A 23,520-nucleotide genomic window follows, 5' to 3' on the forward strand; every position below is an offset into this window, starting at 1 on the left:
TTATTTGAATTCCAGTCAGAGTAAAAATAGAGGGGGTTATGCTACGGTGAACTGCCCCATCATGCCACGATCTTCGTGTTCCAAAATATGGCAATGGAACATGTAAGGGGTGCTGGCATCGGCGGTGTAATCGGTCATTTTGACCACCACTTTGACGCTGTCATTGGGGTTAAGCAAAACGGTGTCTTTGTAGCCTTTTTCATATTCCAATACGTTGGCGGCGGAACCGTTACGTTCGATGATCTGGAAATGAGTCGCATGGGAGTGGAAGTTGTGCGTCATTCCCATGGTGTTGGTGATCTCCCAGATCTCCACTTCGTTTAAGGTCATGGCGTGGTCGATGCGTGTCATGTCCATTGAGACGCCGTTGATGGAAAACAATCCCCGAGTGCGACCTAAGACAAAAGGACGGGTGCGCACAGCAGCCGTTGGGTCAAGGGGCGTTAAGGTGGTGAGTTGAGCTGGGACGCGGGTGATGCTGCTGGCGGCTTTATTGACATTGAGGGTAAGCAGCACGGTGTCGTTGTTATTGGCGTCTTGCAGGGTCAAGGTCTGGCCTTGTAAGTTGCTCAGATCCACCACAATCTCCACTCGTTCAGCGGGGCTGACGGTGATGGAGGTGAGACTGAGCGGTGTTTCACGAAAAGCGTTGTCGGTGGCAATTTGTTTGAAGGCATCACCGTTGCTCAGACGCAGTTGATAGACGCGTGCGTTGGAGGCATTGAGAATGCGAAAACGCACCTCTTTGTTCGGCAGATCCACAATGGGGTCGATGCTGCCATTGATCATAAAGGTGTCACCCATCATGCCCCGCATGGCGTCTTGTTGGGTTGGTAGGTAACTAAAACTGCCATCGGTGTTGAATTTTCGATCTTGAATAATCAGGGGGAAATCGTCTTCGGCCCAGCTTTTGGGCAGGTCAAGTGCGTCACTTTCCGCGTCTTCCACAATCATCATACCGGCCAGACCGCGATAAACCTGCTCGCCGGTTTTGTTGTGGGTGTGAGAGTGAAACCAGTTGGTAGCAGCAGCTTGATTGATGGTGAAGCTCGGTTGCCAGAGACCACCTGGAAGAATCTCTTGATGCGGGCCGCCATCGACGTTGCCAGGTACGTGCATGCCATGCCAGTGCAGGGTGGCAGCCTCGGTTAGAGTGTTGCGGACATTGAAGTTGACGGTATCGCCGTTGCGGACTTTGATTACGGGGCCGAGGTAGTTGCTGTTGATGCCAAAGGTGGGGGTGCTGGTACCGGCGATAAATTCCATACTGCCCGTTTGCAAGTTGAGATCGAACTGGGTGCCGGTGAGCAGTTGTGGCATGCGCAAGGGGGTTTGTGTGCTGGTGTTGCCACCCGTGTTTGTGGTGTTTGTGGTGGAGCTGCTACTACAGCCCATCAGTGGCAAGCTTAGGGCGGCACCGGATGCCAATAAAAATGTTCTGCGGTTCATGTGTTGATCCTTTTGTATTTCGAAGAAATTACGTTTTCATACTGGGAGTGTATGTCGTTATGGGTGGTGAGTAGGTTGACATAAGAAGCATGGGCTTGCTTCTTGATGCTGATAATTGTGATGCTTGTCACAAAAAAGGCGAGTAGAGGGTAGGGGGTGATGCGATCTTGACTTGACCGACTGGTCAACTATAATTCTTAACCATGAGAACTTCTGCTGCTTTTGATACCCGAGACCGCATTTTGCTGGCGGCGCGCGAGCTGTTTCACAGTAGCAGTTATGCTGATATTGGCATTAAACAGATCTGTGATATGGCTCAGGTGAAAAAAGGCAGCTTCTATCATTTTTTCCCTTCCAAACGCGATTTGGCGTTGTCGGTGATCGACAACATGGCCGAAGAGTGGGCTAATGGTTTTATTCGGGAGGCGTTTGACTCTCTTTTGCCACCAATGGAGCGTCTAGATTATTTGGTTGAGGGAGCTTATTACTGGCAAAAAGCCACTAAGGATATTGATGGGCGTATGCCCGGTTGTCTGTTTGGTAATCTGGCCTTGGAAGTGAGTACACGCGATGACGTGTTGCGTACCAGATTGAGCGCGGTGTTTGAAAAAATCCAAAGGAAGTTTGCGCAGACGCTGGTTGAAGCGGTGCAGACTTCGGCCATTGAGCCACTGAATACAGACTTAACCGCGCAAGCGATGTTGGCCTATCTTGAAGGCATTATCTTGTTGGCGAAGTCCCGTAACGACCCTGATGTGATTCAACAGTTGGGAGGGGCAATTAAATCCATTCGTATTGAAAACAGCGATTAAAAATTTGTGTACCAATATTGACTGACCGGTCAACTATTGTTTGTGTAAGGAGGTCATTATGAGTTATGAAGTTAAGCAAACTCTGGATGCCAGAGGTCTGAATTGTCCTTTGCCTATTATGCGTACCAAAACGGCGATGGCCAATCTCAAAAGTAGAGATGTGCTTGAGGTGTTGACTACCGATCCAGGATCGTTGAAGGACATCGAGTCATTTTGTGTGCAGACGGGGCATGAATTGTTGCTTCGAACCCAGTCGCGGGAAGATTTTATTTTTCATATTCGCAAATATAAAGAGGGATGAATACGGCAGAAAAAAGGGTTACGTGGATATGGATGTGAATTTTTTTATTTGATGAAGTAAAAATAGATGGTTTTTTGTGAGAAAAAATAAACCCCAGCAAATCAATTTTCTGGGGTTTATTTGTTTTAGGTGTTACATACCTCCCATGCCACCGCCTTGGTTGCCCATATTACCCATGCCGCCCATACCACCTTGAGCACCACCGGCTTGGTTCGGCATACCGCCACCCATGTTACCCATACCGCCTTGAGTGCCGCCGTTATTGATGGCCGACTCACCGACAGGAACGGTTTCACCGGGAGCGAGGACTTTGAACATGCCCATCATGCCTGCGTCTTCATGTTCTAAAATATGGCAGTGGTACATGTAGTCACCGACGTTGACCGGCTCAAATTGGCCGATAAAGCGCACAGTCTGACCAGGTTGAACCAGTACGGTGTCTTTCCAACCGAGGTCTGCACCACTGGCGGCAACGCCATTGCGATCCAAGATCTGCCATTGAATGGCGTGAGCGTGGAAAGGGTGAGCCATGGGAGACATATTACGAATCTCCCAGATTTCGCTGGCGTTGGCGGTGACGTATTCGTCAATGCGGGTCATATCGAAGCTTTTGCCGTTGATGGTAAAGCTCATGCCGCCCTGATTTCCAGTGCCACCTTGGTTGCCCATGCCGCCGCCTTGACCGCCCATCATGCTCATCACAAAGCTGCGGGTGGTGCTGATGGTGGCTGGATCAATGCGGGTATTGATTTCAGCATTGGCAGGCAGTTGTGCGTAGAGAGTGATGTCATCCACCTCTTGACGAGCGATGTCAAAGCGCATGATGTCCAGAGCTGCGCCATTTTGAATGCCGCCGCCTTGGTTGCCGCCGCCCATACCACCGCCCATTGCTCCCATCATGCCGTTGCTGAAAGGTTTGCTGATTAACATCACTTTGTCGCCAACGGTAAAGCTGGAAAAATCAATGACGATTTCAGCCCGTTCTGCGGCACCGAGAGTGAGGCTGGTCATGGAGACCGGTGCAGGTAACAGACCGCCATCGGTGGCGATTTGCATGAAGCGTGCGCCGTTACTGAGAGCAAATTCGTAGCTGCGAGCGTTAGAAACGTTGTAGAGGCGGAAACGATACTGGCGAGTGGCCACTTCGAATTTTGGCAATTCAACGCCGTTGACTAAGACCACATCGCCGTACATACCGGCTTGGTCTTGAGGTTTATCCATATAGAGCAGATCCCGTTGTCCAGTGCCATTGTCGGCGGCAAAACGACGGTCTTGCACCATCAAAGGAATATCAAAAGCACCGCTGGGCAGTTCTTTATTCGTCTCTAAGCCTAGGCTAATGGCATCTTCAATGATGAACGCTCCGGCCAGACCGTAATAGACTTGATGTGCGGTACGTTTGTGTGGGTGGGGATGGAACCAGAGCGAAGCCGCCGGTTGATCAATAGTGAAATCGTATTGATGGCTGCCACCGGTGAGGATGGGGATGTCAGGGTTGCCGTCTTGAATGGCGGGGATTTTGAAGCCATGCCAGTGAATGGTGCTCTCTTCGGCCAGATTGTTGTTCAGCGTCAGGGTCATTACGTCACCCCGTTGAGCGCGAATCAGCGGTGGCAGAGCGGAGTTGTTGTAACGCATCATTGGTGTGACCCAACTGCCGTTGGGGGTGTCGATGGTGACGTTGACGTTGTTGCTGGCGGTGAAGGTGTAGGTGGCTTTGCCGTCGTTGGCCACGCCGTCTTCATCGGTCATCACCGGCAGGTGTTTGAAGGCAGGTAGAGTGGTGGCGGCCAACAGAACCTGTGTGGTTTGCACTGCATCTTGGTTCTGCTGCTGAGTCTGCTGTTGATTCTGTTGCAAAACAGCGGGGTCAATGCCCATTTGTGAGGCAAGTTGTTCTTGTTCAGCGGCAGAGAGATTGCCGCTGCTGAGACGGCCAATGGTGCTTTGCAGCAGTTGTCCACGGGCTTGACCGTAGTTGGTGCGCTGGTCTTCTTGATCCAGTGCAACCACGGAGTTTTGGGTGTCCGTCGGAGTGATTGCCAGAGGAGTGCCCTGAGCAACACCGTCAAGGCTGCCGTCTTTCAAGTCTTCAGCGCGTTTTTGGATCAGTTCAAAGACCTGTTCTGGTGAAAGGCCGAGGTTGCGGGTTTCATAGGAGAAGGAGATGGCGCGGTTGCGAGCCAAAGCTTCGCTGTTGTTGGCTGGCAGGGCGGTAGTGAGATTGCCGGTACGCAAAATCGTATCGCTGTTGGCCATAATGCCTGTGGGTTCGGTGCCTTGCAGCAATTGGGCTTCGATTAACGTTTTGGCATCATCAATGGCTTGTTGAGGCGTGCTGCCAGCAGCCATTTTGCTGCGGGCTAATTCAGCCAACAGAGTGGTCTCTGGGGTCAGGGTTATGAACTCATTGTTGGCCAAGATGGCCATCAGCTCGGCTTTGCTAAAGACCGCTTGCAGACCTTGTTGCAGGTTTAAGTTGGCGGTTTGGCTGGTGGCTTCATCAGTGTAGCTGCCACCAGAACTTTTAATAAAGATGACATCCGGTAGGGTGTTGAGGCCGGGCATGGTGAAGGTGCCGTTGCTGCTCTGTACGTCAGAAATGACATTTCCTTGTCCGTCCATGAGTTGAATTTGAGCCGCATCAATGGGGCCTTTAAAGACGCTGCCTTGCAGGGTTGTGATGCTGCTGAGTGGGTCGGTGGCGCTCGATGTACTGCCACCACAGGCGGTCAGTAAGGTGGCCCCGGTGCTCAATCCGATGAGCAGTGCTAAGGTTTTTAATTTCATTGTGTCGCTCCTGATGAAATAGTTTGAGATGTCTCTATGTTCCCCCCTTACATCGTGATGAGGGGGGCGAGGGGTTGACATAAAAAGATGCTTTTTTTTGTGCTTGTTAAAAAATGTGACTTATGTCACGCAAGATGGCCGTTGCGTTTTCGGTGCAGCCAAAGATTTGCACTTAAAAAAAGCAGCAATAGGGGGCTGAGTGAACCGCCATTTTGAGTCTTATTACTGGTGCTGGATACGGTTGTCTCCGTATTGGCTGTTGGCGAAGGCGAAGGCGTAGGTGTAGATGTAGATACGATGACATTGATAGGGTCTGCGGCAGTGGGAAGTGTGTTGTTTATTGTTGCATTGAGGGTGGCCAGTGTTTCAGAGCGCAGCGTGGCGGGGTCTTCAAAATAGGCTTGAAAGGTGGCGACTTCGGGCAAGCTGGCGCTGTCAGAAAACATCTCCTGTAGATGCCCATAAGCGAGAGGTTGGTAATTTAGTTCTACGTCAATGGTGGCAGAGGTTGCTTGTTTGAGGTCAATGCGGTAGGTGAGCGTGTCGCTGCCGAGGTTGAAATTGGCATCATCGAAGGCGGCTCCTTTGACGGCAACGTCGTTAGAGACGCTCATTTTATCAAACCCACTTGGGGTTAAGCGGTTGTCTTTGATGTACGCGGCTGCTCGTAACAAGGTGTGGGTCACATTGCCATCGCTGTTTTGCATCACGGGTTCGTAAATTTGCACCTGATCTTCAGAGCTGATGAGGTCGTAGTGAGGTTCGTAGCGGGAAGGGTTGATGTCCATGTCGTTGCCAACAATGCTGCCATTGGGGTTGACACGCCCTGATTCAAATAAGAGCGTTCCTTGTTCGTCTCTGGCGACCAGATGAAGAAACGCACGGCGAGAGGGGTAGGAGGTGGGTAATTTGTGACCGCTGTTGTTGATGACTTTGATGCTTAAATTAAGCTGATTATTGTCGATCTTTGCAGAGATCAATTGCAGTTCTGCTGAAGACTGTAACAGTGTTCGAGCATCGGCGATGGCACGATCAAAACCGATCGCAGTGACGCTGAGGGCACTGCGATTGCGGTCTAAAATATCCAACATGACCGTATTTGCGCCGACAAACGTATGTTGGGAAAAGTTAGGTCGATTGGGCAGGTTGCGTGGGCGATTGGCAATTTTGACACTGCCCTCCACTTGGGGCATGTGGCAGGATTGGCAATTTTCTTCTTTCACTCCCCCCGTGCGGTAAGCGCTGCTTTTCCATTCGCTGTACACCATCTGCTCAGGAAACTCAGACTCTGGGGTGGTGCTGACCATATTGCCTTGCCCATCCACAAAAGGTGTTTTTAGATCGTGGCAACTGGCACAGAGTTCGGAACTGCTGGTGTGGGCGCTGTATTGAGGGGTGAACTGCACATTGTTGCGCATGGGGCCGGTTTGTGGATTGAGGTACTGAGCGTAGATAGGCCGATCCACAGGGTTGGCAGATTCAGGGATGGTGTATTTTCCAGAAACGCCTTCTAGGGTTCCAAGGAGGCCGTTATCGGCAATTTGGTGGCATAAGGTGCAACTGACCCCGTTGAGCGCATGGTCGTAGTAGGGGTTGTTGGGATTCAGAAAGCCGTTGCCGAGTATCTCTGGTGCCACCCCTGCTTTTTTTGCTGCTTCATTGGCCATTGGGGTGTGGCAGCGCGAGCATTTATCGTTGATTTCATCGGATAAGTTGGGGTTTCGGTGCAGTTCGGAGGCGACTTTGGCAAGCCAGTAGGGGTCGCGTGAGGCGTTGGCCATCATGCTGGTGGACCAGTTTTTGACGATGGAAATATCGTTGTTTTGGTTATCGGTTAGGTTGTCATGACAGGTGGCACAATTGCCTGAGCCGCTAAAATGAGGGTCGCTAAATTTATCGTTAGCGGCGGCGGCAGCAGCGTTTGATATGAAAAAGGGCAGTGTGAGAAGGCCAATAACGGCGGTGATTTTATGCATGAGGAGGATCCAATAGAATGACATTGCCCCCCTTATCGTAATGATGATGGAGGGCGTTGACCTATGGGGGCTTATTTTTTTGTGATCGGTTCTTTTATGTGATGACAGTCACGTTTTAGAGTGAACTCTTGAGTTGAATTAAAAACTGAGGCGCAGGGCGAGTGCCGCATTAAGCAGGGTGTTGGCGGTGGTGTTGCTGGGTTGGTAGCGCCCTGTGGTGAGTGAGCCGCTAAGGTGCCACTGTGAGGCAAGAGGGTACTGGGCATCGACGGTGAGCAGTTGATAGGTGTCGTTTAGTTGCTCCTGAGTGTTTGGGTAGCGGTTTTTGAGCCACTGAAGCGAGAGGTTGCCTTGCAGTTTATACCACTGCCATTGGCCGTAACTGAGGCTCAGTTGCTGCTGCTTGCTGTTGTAAAAGGGGGTGGATGCATTGAATTGTTGTAGGGTGATGGCGGCAGCCCAACGGGCGCGGTTGGAGGGCGCGGCGAAATAGTAGACGCTGCTCAGTTGGTAGCGTTGACCCTCATAGCTGCCGCTGGGGTTTTGATTGTAGCGTCGCTGTTGCAGGGCTAGATTAAGATCCAGACCGCTGCCGCTGTCGGCAAAATACCCCCAGGTCTGATCCAGACTCAGGCTCTGGTAGCTGTTGGCGGGTTGTTGCTGGTGGGTGTAATGGTTGGCGTTCAGTTGGGTGCGTGAGAGCCAGTGTGGGCTGAGCGCCAACAGCGTTTGTCCTTGTAGGGTGAGTTGGCGTAGGTCGGCGTTTTTTTTCTCCAGCGCACGGTCTTGATCGGCGTAAAGGCTGGCGCTGAGGCCGCCGTCCTTGTTGAGTTTTTGCCAGTGGCCTGCCAAGGAAAGTTGCACGCCGAGACGTGTTTGATCGGCGCTGTTGGTGAGATTATTTTGTTGTGTGGGCAGAGAATTGTCGTTGAGCGTCAGCCCTGTCTCCAGTTGTAGGTGACTTTGTGCCAATAGGCTTGTTGGGGGAGCTAGGAAGAGCAGTAGGATCGATTGTTTGTAAAGTGTCAAGGCTGGTCTCTTCCCATGTTGGGTCTGTTGGAGGCGTTGCCGTTGCTGCTGGAGCCCATGGGCATGTCGCTGGGTGACATGGTTCCCATTTGCTGTCGCATTTGATCTCGGTTCAGACGGCTTATGCCACCTTCGGGGTGGGGTGGCATGTTTTGATGTGTATCGCTCATACCACCGCCAGGGTGGTGGCTGTTGCGATGTTGGAACTGCTGAAAACGGTGCATCATCTGATGCTGTTGTTGTTCGTTGAGGTTATGAAAACGTTGGTGGCTTTGCAACAGTTTTTGGCGCTCCCTTGTGGGTAGGGTTTTAAAGCGTTGATAGTTTTTCTGCATCAGCTGTTGTTTGGCCATAGGCAGTGACTGCCAACGCTGGTAGCGCTTCCAGAGTGTGGTGCGTTTTTCACTGGGCAAGGAGAGCCATTTTTTGCTTAACCCCATCAGTTGTTGACGGCGGTTTTCGGCTAAATTGGGCCACTGCTGTTCCATGCTTGCCAATAAACGCCGTGATTCTTTGGGCAGCTCATTCCAATCGGTTGCAGCAAACACAGTGGGTGAGGTCAGCAGCAGTAACAACAGTGTGAGGAGACTGTTTTTATTTTTCATTGTCTTCTCCTGTGCTGTTCTCTGCTGCGTTAGGAATCTGTAACAGCGCTTGAATCTGTTCATCGGAGAGCTCCAACAGCATGGGCAGTTGGTTTAAAAATGCTTCGGGCAGAGCATCGGGTGCCGTTTCTGCGCTCCACGCGAGGCTGCTGACGAACAGGCTCAGCAGACAAAGACGGATGATGGGGCGTTTCATAACAGATCCTGTTCATTTTTTTATTCGCTAAGCTTGTGGTATTTCGGGCTGTTTGGCCAGCCATTGATAAAAATCGGGGTTTTCCAGAAGTTCCATTGGTACCTGTTCGTCACTGAGCCATTCGGGCAGTTGCGCGACGATTTGGCTTTCGGACTCGCTGCTGTTTTGTAGACTCAGCCAGCCAACCCCGGCGCTGATAAAGAGCAGTGCCGCTGCGGCATAGGCAGGCGGTGGTAGGAGAAACCGTAATGAATTCAAGAACGGTTTTTTTTCAGCCAACTCCAACGCCTCAAAGGTCATTTGCCGTAGGCGTTGCTGGTGTTTTTCCGCCAGCTTGTGCGCTGATTGGTTGAGTAATTCATTCGCTTTCTTCATTGATCCACTCTCCTAGGGCTTCACGTAAGGCGCTCATGGCGCGAGACAGATGGGTTTTGACACTGCCTTCGCTGCACTCCATTGCAGCAGCGGTCTGTTTGACGCTAAAGCCGTTCCATTGGCGCAGCAGATAAGCCTCTTGTTGGCGGGTGGGCAGAGTTTGTAGGGCGTGTTGGAATTGTTGTTCCAACTCCTCGGCTCGGTATTCCAATTCACCACAATGGTGGTCGGCAATTTCTGGCTTGCTCTGTTCATCATCGTGTCCCAGTTGGCCAAAACTGATGATTTGGATCAGTTTTTGGCGGCGGTACTGTTTTCGGTGCCAATCGGCAATGCGCCGATTAAGGATTTTGTAGAACAGCCCAGACCAAAAGCTTATTTCATGGTTTTTTTTGGCTGAAACAAAATCCATCATGGCCTCTTGCAGCAGATCCAGAGCCGTCTCTTCTTGTTTAAGGCGTAATTGGGCGTATTTGAGCGCGGGGGTGCGAATGTCTTTTAAAAAGGCATTCAGTGCCATGTCACTCAAAAGGATCTGCTCCGTTAATCTGCCGTTACAACGAGGTTATCGTAATGAGAGTGCAATCGGTTGACAGAGGGGATGAAAAAGAGGTGTAAGCCTTTGCAGAGGGTTCTGCAAAGGTGGGGTGAAGGCGTTAGCGGGTGCCAAAGACGACGATGGTTTTGCCGTGGGCAGTGAGCAGTCCGCGCACTTCCAAATCTTTAAGCACTCGCCCTGCCATTTCTCGTGAACAGCCGACAATGCGCGCCAGCTCTTGGCGGGTGATGCGAATCTGCATGCCGTCGGGGTGGGTCATGGCGTCGGGTTCTTTACTCAATTCCATCAGGGTATGAGCAATGCGACCGGAAACGTCCACAAAGGCCAGATCCATCACCTTGGCGCTGGTTTTGCGCAGCCGGTCGGCCAGTTGGGAGGCGAGGGCGAAGATGATGTCCGGTGCTTCTTGGCTCATTTTTCGGAAGTGATCGTAGTTGATCTCCGCCATTTCGCATTGAGTGCGGGCGACTACCCAGGCGCTGCGCTGAGTCTCTTCGTCAAACAGACCCATCTCGCCGAAGAACTCGCCTTTATTGAGATAGGCGAGGACGATTTCACGGCCATCCTCATCTTCGATCACTACGCTCACTGAACCCTCAATGATATAGTAGAGCGTATCTGGGGTATCTCCTTCGTGGATAATGGTCGTTTTGGCTGAATATTGTCGTTTGCGGCTGTGCAGCAGCAGACGTTGTATCCACGGAGTGTCTGGTTTTTGTTTCATTAATTGTGGCATATCCTATCCTACCCGCCTTTGTGGTGATGGGGTCATGTTGGGTGCGATTAATTCGAACCTAACGTTGAATAATAGTAGTTTGACCTTACGAGAGTATGACATATGAAAGCACGCATAAAATGGTTGGATCACATGAGTTTTGTCGGTGAATCTGGTAGTGGTCATTCGGTGGTTATGGATGGCGCACCCGAGGTGGGCGGTCGTAACCTTGGTGTGAGGCCGATGGAAATGGTTTTGATGGGGATGGGCGGCTGCACGGCTTTTGATGTCATGTTGATGCTGAAAAAATCGAGGCAAGCCGTTGATGATTGTGTGGTGGAGTTGCACGCTGAGCGTTCGGAGAGCGTACCAAAAGTGTTCACGCGCATTCATGCACACTACATTATCACAGGTAACAACCTTTCGGAAAAACATGTTAAACGAGCCGTTGCTTTGTCGGCGGAAAAATACTGTTCTGTTTCGTTGATGTTGGCGCACTCGGTGGAGATCAGTCATGATTATGAGCTTCGTTCTGCTGATTGATCGTGTGGTGATGGGGCTGATTTATAGGGATTTTTTTTATGGATAGTGATGCACCTCGACAGAACGCTAATGAGATTTTGGATTATCTGGTGGTGGCTTACTATCATGCTTGGTTCCGTTTTCACCCGCGTCTTGCTATGGATGCAGGTATGCAGGATTACGCTCATCTGTTGCCGTCATTGGATGAAGATCGGTGGGGAGCCTTGTTGGCGCTGAATGAAAAATTGATCAACAGTTTGGATGAACTGGCCGTTGATGAATTAAATAAGCGTCGTCGGCTTAACTACGAATTACTGCGTTCTTCGGCGTATCGTGAGAATCAATCGTTATTAAAAAATGGCTTGAATCGATTGGATCCACAATATTTTTTACCGTTTTGGGCTTTGAAGCAACTGGAAATTTACCCAGTCGAAGAGTTTAAGACGGTGTTGTTGCAGTTATTGGCGGCGATTCCTGAGCATCTGCGCGGAGCCAGGATGTTGTTGCAACGTGACGAGGTGTCTATTCCCCGTCTCTGGCTGGAGGCCTGTTTGCAGGTGTTGCAGCAAGGTATGGCGTATTTGCATGAACTGCCGCATCGTCCGGTGGTGGTGCAAAATATGGTGCAGTCCACAGAGTTAATGGCGTTGTTGGGGCGGGCGCAGCAAGCCGTACGGGATTACGAATGCTTTTTGAAACACACACTGCTGCCGGTTGCGAAAACAGAGGTGGCGGTGGGGCGACAGACTTATCAGCAGATGCTGCTTAGCCAACATCGTTTGCCATTGGAGTTGGACGTTTTGAGCCAAACCTTGCAGCGTCAGCAGGAATGTGTGGTGGCCGAACTGCAAAAACTCTCGATGCAGATGTTTGCCGATGACGATTTTGTCGCCGTGGCTGAGCGTTTACGGGTTGAGGCAGAGCGTGTGGATGATCCGGTTGCTTGTTATCAGCAACATCTGCTCACCGCCAGAGCGTTTGTGCGGGATAACGGCATGTTGGATATGTCTGGGGAATCCATGCCCAAGGTCTCTCTTTTACCTAAGGTGCTCTGTTTTGATGAGCCTTATGGAAGTTACCTCTCCTTGGCTTCTTGGGGAGGAAATCGTACGGGGATTTGTTGGTTGGCGGGCGATGAAGGGGATGCCGCTTTGGCTCATACGGCGGTTCAGGCGGGTTGGCCTGGTCACCACTTGCAGGAAATGTTGGCAAAACAGAACAGCGAGGCGCGCAGCGTGGTACGCCGTACGAATCGGTCGGCGCTGTTTGCTATGGGCTGGGAGTTGTATGCGGAACAACTGATGGTGGAGAAGGGTTTTTTCAAGGGTGTTGAGCACCGTTTTTGGTTGCTGTTGCATCGTCTGTGGGCAGTTAAGCAGGCGCAGTTGGATTTTGCCGTGCATTGCGAGGGTTTGAGTTTAGACGAGGCCGCTGAGCAGCTGCGTCAGGTGGGGCTGTCTGAACGGCAGGTGCAAGCCAAATTACTCTGTTTTACCCGCTCTCCCACGCGACTGTTGGCGGATATTCTGGGTTGGCTTTTGATTAAGGGTATGCGTGATTATTATATGCAGCAAGAGCAGACGTTTGCTGATTTAAGTTCTTTTCATCGCCGTTTGCATGAGGTCGGACCGGTGCCTTTGCCATTGGTGGCGAGTTACGTTTTTGGTGACTCTTTTTGGCACGCTGTGTTTGAACGTACCTTTGAGTGAGCCACTGGAAAAACTGAGTCTGCACGATTTTAATAATCTAAGTAAAACCCTCAGTGTCACTGTGTATGAGTTGGCTTATTGTGTCAGCGAATCGCGGCAACGCGCGTATAAAACGCGGCTTAATGAGCGTTATTCTGCGCAGCGTTTGGGTTTAATGTTGCAACAAATGGCGCAGAAAATGGGTGCCAAGGTGCTCAATTTAGCGCGGCAAGATTATCAGCCTCAGGGTGCCAGCGCGACGCTGTTGCTCTCCGATGCGCTGGTGGCGCATCTGGATAAGAGTCACATTACCATTCACACCTACCCAGAGCAGCACCCTAAAAATGGCTTGTGTAGCTTTCGTGCCGACATTGAGCTTTCAACCTGTGGCCGTATCTCTCCATTGACGATTTTGAACGAGCTGTTGGGATGTTTTGCAGCCGAGATTGTGTTGGTTGATTATCGAGTGCGGGGGTTTACTCGTGATGAAACTGGGCAGAAGCAGTTTATGGATCATGAGATGGTCTCGATTCAGAATTTTCTTTCTGCGCCGCGCCGCGCGCAATATCAATTGCGGGATCGTAATCTGGCGACGGAAAACAGCTTTCATACCAAAATGTTAAAAAAGGCGTTTGTTTTAGCGGATTTTCTCAGTGAGTCTGAACAGGTGCGCTGTTCTGCTGCTGAATTAGAGCAGATTGAACAGAAGGTGCGTCTGGAGCGAGAGGAGCTTTTTTATGGCTGTTTGAGTGACCCGCACGCTACCACTTGTAAGCGGTACGGGTCATGATCTTTGCAGTCAGCCCCATTAGTGTTCGTACTGGCCAAGGCAGTTCGGCTCCGCCAGACTCCAGGGCCAATTGTTCGTGTTGCCTTTCATCCTCTTGCATCTGTTTTAGAATCGCCAGACTGCGCTGATCCTTTTCTGGCAGTGATGTAAAGTGCTCGTCTAGGTGCTTGATGACCTGTTTTTCAGTCTCAGCGACAAACCCTAAGCTCCACTTATCACCAGCCAAACCGGCCAGAGCACCGAGGCTAAAAGAACCGCCGTACCAGAGCGGAGAGAGACGGCTTTTGTGGCTGTTCAGCTCTTGCAGGCGTTGCTCGCACCACTTTAAATGGTCGTTCTCTTCAAGGGCGGCGTGTTCCATCTGTTGACGCACTTCGGGCAGCTTGGCGGTTAGGGCTTGGCCTTGATACAGTCCTTGAGCGGCGACTTCTCCCGCGTGGTTGATGCGCATCAAGCCCGCTGCGTGTTGTTGTTCACTTGCACTTAAGTCATGTGATTGTTGCTCTTCTGCGGGGTAGGGACGGCCTGTTGTACGGGTGTTGCCAAACAGAGTGGTGAGTCCTTTGTCGGCGTTGATTATAAGTTGATCTAATGCGGTGAGGTGGCGTTGCATATTAAATAGGCCTTTAAATTTAAATGAAACAAGAGGGTTAGTTTTGGTGGGCGAAGGGGAGGTGTCAAGTAGATAACTTTATCTTGACAAATATATAACCATATTATAATATAATGATTCGCTTTGAGTCAGAGATGATTCGGCGTTTTTCCTCCACCATCCTCCTTTGATGGTTTTTGGCGCGGTCCCTACTTACCGCGCCTTTTTTTTGCCTGATGATAAATATAGTTGTTTTACTACTTGTCAGATTCGATTTTGTCCTATAAAATCGCGCCCTTTTCCGTCAGTCCATAGCCTGATGGCTTGTATACGTTTTGGAGTATGTAATGAAGACTTTTAGTGCGAAGCCTGCCGAAGTCAAACGCGACTGGTTTGTCGTGGACGCCGCAGGCAAAACCTTAGGCCGTTTGGCATCCGAGGTTGCTTTGCGCTTGCGGGGCAAGCACAAGCCAGAATACACCCCGCATGTGGATACCGGTGACTACATTGTGGTCATCAATGCCTCTCAGATTCGAGTGACGGGCAATAAAATGAAAGACAAAATGTATCACCATCACACGGGGTACATCGGTAGCTTGAAATCCATCAGTTTTGAAAAACTGCTGGCCAAAGCACCTGAGCGCATCATTGAATTTGCCGTTAAGGGCATGTTACCCAAGAACTCCCTTGGGCGTACGATGTATCGTAAGCTTAAAGTGTACGGTGGCAGTGAGCATAACCATGCGGCTCAGCAGCCTCAGGTTCTCGATCTTTAATTAATTGAACAGCGGCGCGTGCAGCGCAGCGGTAGGTAGAAGAAAATGGCTGAAGCACAGTATTATGGCACCGGACGTCGTAAAAGCTCTAGCGCACGCGTCTTTATGCGTTCAGGTAGTGGTGACATCAAAATCAACAAACGCTCTATAGACGACTATTTTGGTCGTGAGACGGCTCGCATGATTGTGCGTCAGCCGTTGGAGAAGCTGGAGATGATGGGGAAATTTGATTTTTACATCACCGTTGAAGGGGGCGGTAACAGCGGTCAAGCAGGTGCCATTCGTCACGGCATCGCGCGTGCTTTGCTCTCCTACGATGAAGAGCTGCGTGTTGATCTGCGTCGTGAGGGTTTCTTGACTCGTGATGCACGTAAAGTTGAGCGTAAGAAAGTGGGTCTGCGCAAAGCACGTCGTGCAACTCAGTACTCCAAGCGTTAAGTTTTTTTGCACTGTTTCTGCTGTTCTGGCAGAGCTGCAATAAAAGTAGCACCGGCTTTTTGCCGGTGTTTACTTTTGGGGGATCGTCTAGTGGTAGGACTGCGGACTCTGACTCCGCCAACCTAGGTTCGAATCCTAGTCCCCCAGCCAATTGAAAAACCGCCATCTTTTAATCAGGGTGGTGGTTTTTTTTGTTTAGCTTTTCCTGTGTCTATCCTACAATCAAAAGGTCGTTTCATATTGTTCACATGATGTGAATTTTGAGGTGTGTTATGAGCAAAAGGAGTGGTTTGCTGGTGGCGATGTGTTTGTTTGCCAGTGAGTCGGTTTGGGCGTCAGGGCTGTTGGAGAGTTTGGAGGCTGAAGGACGATCTGTGGTGCTTGATAAAAGAAGTATGGCCAAACATCAATCAGGGGCGATGGTGGATCAATTTTTGTTGATACCAAAAAGTTCGAGCTGTAGCGAAGCGAACCAATTTGCTAAAGTGATTGTTAAAGGGCTTTCTAGGCGTGATTTTGAAAAAGCTTTAAGGCGTGATCACTGTGCCACTTCGCTGTTTTACAAAAAAATCTCCTATCGTGCTCGGCAACAGGTTTACGATGCCTATCTGTTGGATCCTGATTTGGCGACGTTAAGACAGATGATTTTGTCGAAAATGCAGTAAGTGATGGTGTTTGTTTGTTCGGTTAGAACTGTAAAAGGGAATTAAAGTGATTAAGATGGTTGCTGGGGTGTTGTTGCTGTTGGTGTCAATGGGTGCGGTATTGGCGCTGGAGGTGGCATTAACTGAAGAGGTCGATTTTGTAGAGGTATTTCATCAAGATCAGTTGATTCGAGTGCAGCGTATTCAGGATCAGGGGCACCAACTCTCGGGCAGTTTTAGTAAAACATCGCGTAAATGTCCGCCCTTTTGCATTCAGCCGGAGCTGGCTGCGCCTGGAGTGATTACGTTTTCGGAAATTGAAATTTTCAATTTTATGGCTAACCAAGTTCGCAGCGAGACCGGTTTGCTGGTGGATGCTCGGGTTCCCGCTTGGTTTCAGCAGGGCACCATTCCCAGCTCGATTAACATTCCCTTTACGGTGTTTAGCTTGCCCGCAGATGCGCCTGAGTTGGTGCGAGCGATGCATCGTTTTGGAGTAACGCGCCGAGGCCAAGTGGGTGGGCTGAAGCGGCAACTGGAACGTTGGGGCTTGATGGACGGGGATCGTAAAACCGATCATTGGGATTTTGTTGCTGCCAAAGAGGTGGTGTTTTGGTGTAATGGCCCTTGGTGCAGTCAGTCACCGCGTGCCATTCGAGGTTTGTTGGCGTTGGGTTATCCTGCTGATAAGATTTTTTATTATCGTGGTGGAATGCAGATGTGGCAGATATTGGGGTTAACCACAGTGGTTCCTAAGGTATTTGATTAAGTTTTTGTTGTTTTTTAGTCTACGCTCTGCCTTTCTTAACAGATTTTTACTGGATTTTTAGTCTTTTAATTGCTAATTAAGGTCGTTTAAATGCTAAATTAGTTGTTATAAAGCAACTATTTTGTCCTTTATGTCGTTTTGTTTGAATAAAATCTGAAAAAATTATTGATTTGTTGTTTCTAAGCAAGGTAGACTTGCGGCCACTAGATAGGCTGGAGTAGGACATTAAGATCCTTGCCTAGCAAGGGCTGTATTGGCTCCCGTTTACGTATTTAATCGTTTATAAATAATTTTGAGGAATGTTCAAATGAATAAAAAGCTTCTTGCTGTCGCAATTGCTTTCGCTTTCTCCCCTGCTGTTATGGCGGATATTAAGTTAATTGGTAAGGTTCAAACTGAGCTGGTTAGTGTTTCTGGTGATGGTGCAACTGCCGGAATTTATTTGGCTGACGGTACTGAAGGTCATAAAATAAATAAAGGCAACGCAGGAGCGTTTGGTGTTTCGATCAAACACGATTTGGGTGGTGGTTTGACTGCGTTGGCGAAAGCCAACTTTAGTATCCAAATGGATGCTAACGCGGTTGGTTTGGGTAAGGGGCGTGATGGTTACGTTGGTTTGAAAGGTGGTTTTGGTACCATCAAGGCTGGTAATATCGCTGTACCTTATAAAATCAGTAATAAATGGGATCCCTTTTGGGCGACCTCCTTGCAGGCTCGTGGTGGTGCGGGCATGTCTCAATTACACAATGGTTATAAACCAAATATGTTGTCTTATGACAATAAATTTGGTGCAGTAAAGTTTGCCGTTGCAGTGGGAATTGATGAGACTCCTGATGGCGCGACTCCAGCAAGTACGAAAGCAGAACACCTTACTTCGTTCAGTGTGAAGGCACCCGTTGGTAGTGATTTTGAATTGGCATTAGCTTACTACGATGATGGTGGTACGGACACTACGGCAGTGAAAGTGGGAGCTAAGTTTAAAAGTGGTGCTATTACTGCGTCAGCTCAGTATGAAACCTTTGGAAAGGGTCTTGTTAGTAAGGCTTCTGTTGTGAATGGTACGGCTTTGCCTTCGACGGACAGTGCAGCAATTGTTTACGGTAACGTTATCTTCAAAATGAGCGCAGCGAATAGCATCGCAGCAGCTTTTGGTAGTACTGCCAGTGATGGCAACAGTGATGTGGGTGATGCCACTTACGGTTCTGTGGGCATGTTGCACAGCTTCAACAAAAAAGTGCGTGGTCATGTGGGTTATCGCAGTGTGACCGGTAAAACCGCTACTGATGAGTCAACCACCTTGGTTGCGGGTCTGCGGGTCAAGTTCTAAGATTAAGTTTATCAAGGAATTTTTTTCCTTGACGGAGCCTTTATGGCTCCGTTTTTTTATGCCCGTTATAAAATTCTAAGATGGTGGTTCTACGGTGCTGGGTTTAGAATAGCGCCACTTCTTTATATGTGAACCGACAAATAGCCATGCACAGCGAAACTTCCCGTATCCGTGAAATTCCTTACAACTACACCTCTTTTGCCGACCGTGAAATCGTCATCCGATTTTTGGGCGAATCCATGTGGACGGTGCTGAACACCCTGCGCGGTGAGCGTAAAACAGGGCGTTCGGCGCGCATGTTGTTTGAAGTGCTGGGTGACATGTGGGTGGTGAGTCGTAACCCCTACATTCAAGACGATCTGCTGCACAACAAGAAGCGCCGTAAAATGCTGATTGAGGCGCTGTCTCATCGTTTGAATCAGATTGTGACGCGCGCCAAAGGCAATCAGCAGGCGCTGTCACTGGCAGAAGCCGCGCGCCGAGCGGTGCATGATTTTGAACAAGAATTTGCTCGGAGCCTGTTGTTAAGGCAGCGCATTTCACAGGCACTGAAAGGCGTGACTCGCAGTGGCAACGTCGATTTTGGTGGTTTGGCGCGTGTGTCTCATGTCACAGATGCCACCGATTGGCGGGTGGAATACCCTTTTGTGGTGATCAATCCCGACAGTGAGCAAGAGGTGTTGGCCATTGTCAAAGCCTGCATTGGGTTGGGTTTGACCATTATTCCTCGTGGTGGCGGTACCGGTTACACCGGCGGAGCCATTCCACTGGACGCGCATTCGGTGGTGATCAACACCGAAAAATTGGAGAGCGTCGGCAAAGTTACTCTGAGTGACATTGCTGGAGTGGATAAAAAAGTGGCGACCATTGCGGTGGAAGCGGGGGTTGTAACCCGTCGGGTGGCGGAAGCGGCGGAAGCGGCGGGTTTTGTCTTTGCGGTTGATCCCACTTCACAAGACGCGTCCACCATCGGCGGCAACATCTCAATGAACGCTGGGGGTAAAAAAGCGGTGTTGTGGGGTACGACGTTGGACAACCTACTCTCATGGAAGATGGTCAGCCCCGATGGTGATTGGTTGGAGGTGGAGCGTCTGAACCACAATTTGGGCAAAATCCACGAGCAGAAACAGGTGGAGTTTCGGCTAGCGCGCTACCGTGCCAACACGCATGAATTGATTGAACCGCCGATTGTGTTGCAGTTTGCGGGGAAATCTCTGCGTAAAGAGGGTTTGGGAAAAGACGTTACGGATAAGTTTCTCGGTGGTCTGCCGGGGGTGCAAAAAGAGGGCTGTGATGGTCTGATCACTTCAGCGGTGTTTATTTTGCATAAAATGCCACAGGTGACACGCACCGTTTGTCTTGAGTTTTATGGCAAAGATCTGCGCAAAGCGGTACCGGCGATTGTGGAACTGAAAGAGTATCTGGACGGTTTGCCGGAGGTGTTGCTCTCAGGATTGGAACATCTGGATGACCGTTACATTAAAGCGGTGGGTTACTCCGCCAAAGCAGCGCGGGGCGTGTTGCCAAAAATGCTGCTGGTGGCGGACATTGCTGGCGAAGATGAAGATGCGGTGGCCAAAGCCGCTTCTCATGTGGTGCGTTTGGCCAACGCTCGTGATGCGGAGGGTTTCATTGCCGTCAGTGCGGAAGCGCGCAAACGTTTTTGGGCGGATCGCAGTCGAACGGCGGCCATTGCTGCGCACACCAACGCCTTTAAGCTCAATGAAGATGTGGTGATTCCACTGGCGCGTTTGGCAGAGTACAGCGAAGGCATTGAGCGGATTAATATCGAACAGTCGATCAGCAATAAATTGCAGATTGTGTCGGGGGTGCGGCAGTGGTTCGAACAGCAAGCGGTCAACCGTGAAGCAGAAGCAAAACACCTCAGCGGCAGTGAAGAGACGGAGATTTATCAGCAAAAATGTCAGGCAACCTTTGAGCTGTTGGAAGAGGTTAAACAGCGCTGGGAGCATTTGTTGGAAAACTTAGATGCGCCAGCGGTAGAGCATCAAACGTGTCTGGACGACGAAGCCAAGCAGGCGTTGCAAAAAGGCGATGCGCTGTTGGATCTGTTGCTGCGACGGGATTTTCGTCTCTCGTATCGTCAGCAGGTGGAAAAGCCACTGAAGCTGATTTTTAGTGGTGAGGAGCATAGCGAGGTGCGCGAGAAGCTGGATAAACTGCACGCTCAGTACCGCTCCAGTCGGCTGTTTATTGCTCTGCACATGCACGCCGGTGACGGCAATGTACACACCAATATTCCGGTCAATTCCGATGATTACCTTATGATGCAGACCGCAGAGAAGATGGTGGATCGGGTGATGGCTTTGGCAAAAGAGCTCGATGGAGTGATCTCCGGCGAGCACGGCATTGGCCTGACCAAAATGCAGTATTTGGATCATAAAACCAGCGAAGCGTTTGCCGCGTACAAACATCAGGTTGATCCTAACGGATATTTCAATCGTGGCAAATTGATGCCAGGTTCTGGGTTGCAAAACGCCTATACGCCGTCGTTGCGTCTGCTGCAACAAGAAGCCTTGATTCTTGAAGTCAGTGAGCTGGGAGAGCTAAACAACAGCATCAAAGATTGCCTGCGTTGCGGCAAATGCAAACCGGTTTGCACCACTCATGTGCCGCGCGCCAATCTGCTCTATTCACCACGCAATAAAATTCTTGCCACGGGTCTGTTAATGGAGGCGTTTCTTTACGAGGAGCAGACTCGTCGCGGCATCTCTTTGCATCATTTTGATGAGATGAACGACGTGGCCGATCACTGCACCGTCTGCCATCGCTGTCTGAACCCGTGTCCGGTGAACATCGACTTTGGTGATGTGACGGTACACATGCGTAAAATCCTCAAGGACATGGGGCAGCGCCGTTTCAGCTTGGGTACCAAGGTGGGGCTGAGCTTTTTGAACGCCACCGACCCCTTGGTGATCAAAGCGATGCGCCTCACCATGTTGAAATGGGGTTTTCAAGGCCAGCGCTGGTTGCATTCGGCTTTGAAGTTGATCCCAGGCATTTTCAAACAGAAAAAACGCCCAGCGGCGACGACAAAACAAGCACCCGTGTTGGAGCAGGTGGTGCATTTTGCTAATCGTCGTCTGCCCAATGATTTACCGGCGAAAACCACCCGTGCGTTGCTGGGGGTGGAGGATGCTCGATACATTCCGATTTTGCGTGATGTGAAGAAGGTTAAAGAGGATTCGGAAGCGGTCTTCTATTTCCCCGGTTGCGGTTCGGAGCGGCTTTTCAGTCAAGTGGGTATGGCGACCTTGGCGATGCTCTACGATGCCGGAGTGCAGACGGTGTTGCCGCCGGGGTATCTCTGCTGCGGTTATCCGCAGACCTCCAGCGGCGATGTGGTTAAAGGTCAGCAGATCAGTACCGCCAATCGGGTTTTGTTTCATCGCATGGCCACCACTCTCAATTATATGGACATCAAGACGGTGGTGGTTTCTTGCGGCACCTGTATGGATCAGTTGCTGAAATACCAGTTTGAGGAGATTTTCCCGGGGTGTCGCTTGCTGGACATTCATGAGCTGCTGATGGAAAAGGGTTACAAACTGGAGGGCGTGCCTGGGCAGAAATACCTCTATCACGACCCCTGTCACAGCCCGATGAAAACCTACGACCCGATCAAAGTGACGTCTACTTTGATGGGCAGTGAAGTGACGCTGTCGGATCGCTGCTGCGGTGAGGCGGGTACCTTTGCCACCGCCCGTCCTGATATTGCCACCCAAGTGCGGTTTAGAAAACTGGAAGAGTTGCAGGTGGATCTGCAGGCCGTTGGTCAGGTGGGCAAGGTGCAAAACGGCGAGGTGAAAATGTTGACTTCGTGCCCTGCGTGCCAGCAGGGGCTGTCTCGTTATCAGGATGAGACGGGGTTGGAGACCGACTACATTGTGGTGGAGCTGGCGCAGCAACTGTTTGGCAGTGAGTGGCAGAAACGCTTTTTGCGTGATGTTAATCAAGGCGGAGTGGAACAGGTGCTGTTGTAACGGCTCCTTTTGAGAGCAAGACTGCTTGCTCTCTTCTTGTATAATCCTTCCTATTTCCGTGTCAGGAGTTCACCATGCCGGTACTCAGCCCACAGCCGTCGTTGTACGACGATCTGTATCAATCGTCACCGCGTACCGAAGAAATTCTAAAAGCTCAAACGGCCTTAAGCGAAGAAGCGCAGCAGGCCTTGATTGCCCATATCAAACAACTGCTGAAGGCGCACAATGCCGTGCTGATTTCGCACTACTACACCAGTGCTGAAATTCAGCAATTGACCGAAGAGACCGGCGGTTGCATCTCTGATTCACTGGATATGGCGCGGTTTGGTAACGAACATCCGGCCACCACTTTGGTGGTGGCGGGGGTGCGTTTTATGGGCGAGACAGCCAAAATTCTCAACCCTGAAAAACGAGTTCTGATGCCCACGTTAGAAGCGACTTGTTCGCTGGATGAGGGCTGTCAGGCGGAGGAGTTTGCTCAATTTCGCGCCCAATATCCTGAGCACACCGTGGTGGTTTACGCCAACACCAGCGCGGAGGTCAAAGCGCAGGCCGATTGGGTGGTGACCTCGGGTATCGCTTTAAAGTTGGTCAGTCATCTGGACGATCTGGGGGAAAAAATTCTCTGGGCACCGGATAAACATCTGGGCGGTTATGTGCAAAAGGTGTCGGGTGCCGAGATGGTGATCTGGCCGGGAGCCTGTATTGTTCACGATGAATTTAAAGCGCGGGCGCTGCATCGTCTAAAAGCGCTGCACCCTGAGGCGGCGATTTTAGTCCATCCCGAATCCCCCCAAGAGGTGGTGGCGATGGCGGATGTGGTGGGCTCTACCACCCAGTTGATCGACGCGGTAAAAAGCTTGCCGAATCCGACCTTTATTGTGGCCACCGATAACGGCATTTTTTATAAAATGCAGCAGGCGGCTCCCGGCAAAAAATTGATTGATGCGCCCACGGGTGGGGCGGGTGCAACCTGCCGCAGCTGCGCTCACTGCCCGTGGATGGCGATGAACGATTTGCAAAACTTGGCGCACAGTTTGGAAACGGGCGCGAATGAAATTGTGATTGATGAAGAGGTGCGCCAAGCGGCGCATCGTTCGGTGCAACGGATGGTGGAGTTTGGGCGTTCGGTGCGAAAGTAGAGGTTGAGTTTAAGCGGCAAGCAA

Annotated in this window: 22 protein-coding genes and 1 tRNA gene; 13 read left to right on the forward strand and 10 right to left on the reverse strand. The window is 50.6% G+C overall.

The window, feature by feature from the left end:
* Nucleotides 1-36 precede the first annotated feature (36 nt).
* Nucleotides 37-1,449 carry a multicopper oxidase domain-containing protein gene (locus Q9O24_02700; protein ID MDQ7074065.1) on the reverse strand — a complete coding sequence of 471 codons (1,413 nt, stop codon included), beginning with the start codon at nt 1,447-1,449 and terminating at the stop codon, nt 37-39.
* A gap of 203 nt (nt 1,450-1,652) precedes the next feature.
* Here Q9O24_02700 and Q9O24_02705 point away from each other — a divergent pair, with 203 nt between their 5' ends.
* The gene (locus tag Q9O24_02705) at nt 1,653-2,261 is read left to right on the forward strand and encodes a TetR/AcrR family transcriptional regulator (GenBank protein ID MDQ7074066.1); all 609 of its coding nucleotides are present in this window, start codon (nt 1,653-1,655) and stop codon (nt 2,259-2,261) included.
* A 58-nt stretch (nt 2,262-2,319) separates the two neighbouring features.
* On the forward strand, nt 2,320-2,562 hold the full coding sequence (locus tag Q9O24_02710) for a sulfurtransferase TusA family protein (GenBank protein ID MDQ7074067.1): 243 nt from the start codon (nt 2,320-2,322) through the stop codon (nt 2,560-2,562).
* A 132-nt stretch (nt 2,563-2,694) separates the two neighbouring features.
* Here the strand turns inward: Q9O24_02710 and Q9O24_02715 are convergent, their stop codons facing one another.
* The 8 genes from Q9O24_02715 to crp form a co-directional block, all read right to left on the reverse strand.
* Nucleotides 2,695-5,352, reverse strand: a complete 2,658-nt coding sequence (locus Q9O24_02715) for a multicopper oxidase family protein (protein MDQ7074068.1) — start codon at nt 5,350-5,352, stop codon at nt 2,695-2,697.
* Between the two features lie 125 nt (nt 5,353-5,477).
* Nucleotides 5,478-7,328 carry a multiheme c-type cytochrome gene (locus tag Q9O24_02720; GenBank protein ID MDQ7074069.1) on the reverse strand — a complete coding sequence of 617 codons (1,851 nt, stop codon included), beginning with the start codon at nt 7,326-7,328 and terminating at the stop codon, nt 5,478-5,480.
* Nucleotides 7,329-7,466: 138 nt separating this feature from the next.
* Nucleotides 7,467-8,357, reverse strand: coding sequence for a hypothetical protein (locus tag Q9O24_02725; GenBank protein MDQ7074070.1), 891 nt, complete (start codon nt 8,355-8,357; stop codon nt 7,467-7,469).
* Nucleotides 8,354-8,962, reverse strand: a complete 609-nt coding sequence (locus tag Q9O24_02730; protein ID MDQ7074071.1) for a DUF3106 domain-containing protein — start codon at nt 8,960-8,962, stop codon at nt 8,354-8,356. The genes Q9O24_02725 and Q9O24_02730 overlap by 4 nt, the downstream gene beginning before the upstream one ends.
* Complete coding sequence (locus tag Q9O24_02735; GenBank protein MDQ7074072.1) at nt 8,952-9,158, reverse strand: hypothetical protein; 207 nt, start codon at nt 9,156-9,158, stop codon at nt 8,952-8,954. The genes Q9O24_02730 and Q9O24_02735 overlap by 11 nt, the downstream gene beginning before the upstream one ends.
* Before the next feature lie 27 nt (nt 9,159-9,185).
* Complete coding sequence (locus Q9O24_02740; protein MDQ7074073.1) at nt 9,186-9,533, reverse strand: hypothetical protein; 348 nt, start codon at nt 9,531-9,533, stop codon at nt 9,186-9,188.
* The gene (locus tag Q9O24_02745) at nt 9,517-10,053 is read right to left on the reverse strand and encodes a sigma-70 family RNA polymerase sigma factor (GenBank protein ID MDQ7074074.1); all 537 of its coding nucleotides are present in this window, start codon (nt 10,051-10,053) and stop codon (nt 9,517-9,519) included. Before Q9O24_02745 ends, Q9O24_02740 begins: the two co-directional genes overlap by 17 nt.
* Before the next feature lie 136 nt (nt 10,054-10,189).
* Nucleotides 10,190-10,816 carry a cAMP-activated global transcriptional regulator CRP gene (gene crp / locus Q9O24_02750; protein ID MDQ7074075.1) on the reverse strand — a complete coding sequence of 209 codons (627 nt, stop codon included), beginning with the start codon at nt 10,814-10,816 and terminating at the stop codon, nt 10,190-10,192.
* 114 nt (nt 10,817-10,930) lie between these two features.
* On the opposite strand from crp, the gene Q9O24_02755 reads away from it, so the two are divergent.
* From Q9O24_02755 to Q9O24_02765, 3 genes are read left to right on the forward strand one after another with little or no spacing between them, the layout of a single operon-like run.
* Nucleotides 10,931-11,350: an OsmC family protein gene (locus Q9O24_02755; protein MDQ7074076.1), complete on the forward strand. Its 420-nt coding sequence runs from the start codon at nt 10,931-10,933 to the stop codon at nt 11,348-11,350.
* Between the two features lie 38 nt (nt 11,351-11,388).
* On the forward strand, nt 11,389-13,038 hold the full coding sequence (locus Q9O24_02760; protein MDQ7074077.1) for a DUF885 family protein: 1,650 nt from the start codon (nt 11,389-11,391) through the stop codon (nt 13,036-13,038).
* A complete protein-coding gene (locus Q9O24_02765; protein MDQ7074078.1) occupies nt 13,031-13,807 on the forward strand; it encodes an S-adenosylmethionine decarboxylase in 777 nt (258 codons plus the stop codon). Before Q9O24_02760 ends, Q9O24_02765 begins: the two co-directional genes overlap by 8 nt.
* On the opposite strand, the gene coq7 is transcribed toward Q9O24_02765, so the two are convergent.
* Entirely contained in the window at nt 13,779-14,420 is a 642-nt protein-coding gene (gene coq7 / locus Q9O24_02770; protein ID MDQ7074079.1) for a 2-polyprenyl-3-methyl-6-methoxy-1,4-benzoquinone monooxygenase, read from the reverse strand. The genes Q9O24_02765 and coq7 overlap by 29 nt on opposite strands.
* 326 nt (nt 14,421-14,746) lie before the next feature.
* Between coq7 and rplM the strand changes: the two genes are divergently transcribed.
* The 8 genes from rplM to nadA all read left to right on the forward strand — a co-directional run bounded on the left by rplM (nt 14,747) and on the right by nadA (nt 23,496).
* Entirely contained in the window at nt 14,747-15,175 is a 429-nt protein-coding gene (rplM, locus tag Q9O24_02775; protein ID MDQ7074080.1) for a 50S ribosomal protein L13, read from the forward strand.
* Nucleotides 15,176-15,220: 45 nt separating this feature from the next.
* Complete coding sequence (gene rpsI, locus Q9O24_02780; GenBank protein ID MDQ7074081.1) at nt 15,221-15,613, forward strand: 30S ribosomal protein S9; 393 nt, start codon at nt 15,221-15,223, stop codon at nt 15,611-15,613.
* Nucleotides 15,614-15,689: 76 nt separating this feature from the next.
* Nucleotides 15,690-15,763, forward strand: a tRNA-Gln gene (locus Q9O24_02785).
* A gap of 122 nt (nt 15,764-15,885) precedes the next feature.
* Nucleotides 15,886-16,278, forward strand: coding sequence for a hypothetical protein (locus tag Q9O24_02790; GenBank protein ID MDQ7074082.1), 393 nt, complete (start codon nt 15,886-15,888; stop codon nt 16,276-16,278).
* Nucleotides 16,279-16,333: 55 nt separating this feature from the next.
* Nucleotides 16,334-17,026 (forward strand): rhodanese-like domain-containing protein, encoded by a 693-nt coding sequence (locus Q9O24_02795; protein MDQ7074083.1) that lies wholly within the window; start codon nt 16,334-16,336, stop codon nt 17,024-17,026.
* Between the two features lie 307 nt (nt 17,027-17,333).
* Entirely contained in the window at nt 17,334-18,353 is a 1,020-nt protein-coding gene (locus Q9O24_02800; protein ID MDQ7074084.1) for a porin, read from the forward strand.
* A 146-nt stretch (nt 18,354-18,499) separates the two neighbouring features.
* A complete protein-coding gene (locus Q9O24_02805; protein MDQ7074085.1) occupies nt 18,500-22,354 on the forward strand; it encodes a DUF3683 domain-containing protein in 3,855 nt (1,284 codons plus the stop codon).
* Between the two features lie 74 nt (nt 22,355-22,428).
* A complete protein-coding gene (gene nadA, locus Q9O24_02810; GenBank protein ID MDQ7074086.1) occupies nt 22,429-23,496 on the forward strand; it encodes a quinolinate synthase NadA in 1,068 nt (355 codons plus the stop codon).
* The last annotated feature ends 24 nt before the right edge of the window (nt 23,497-23,520 follow it).

It is taken from the genome of Gammaproteobacteria bacterium, assembly GCA_030949385.1.
Taxonomy (GTDB): domain Bacteria; phylum Pseudomonadota; class Gammaproteobacteria; order JAUZRS01; family JAUZRS01; genus JAUZRS01.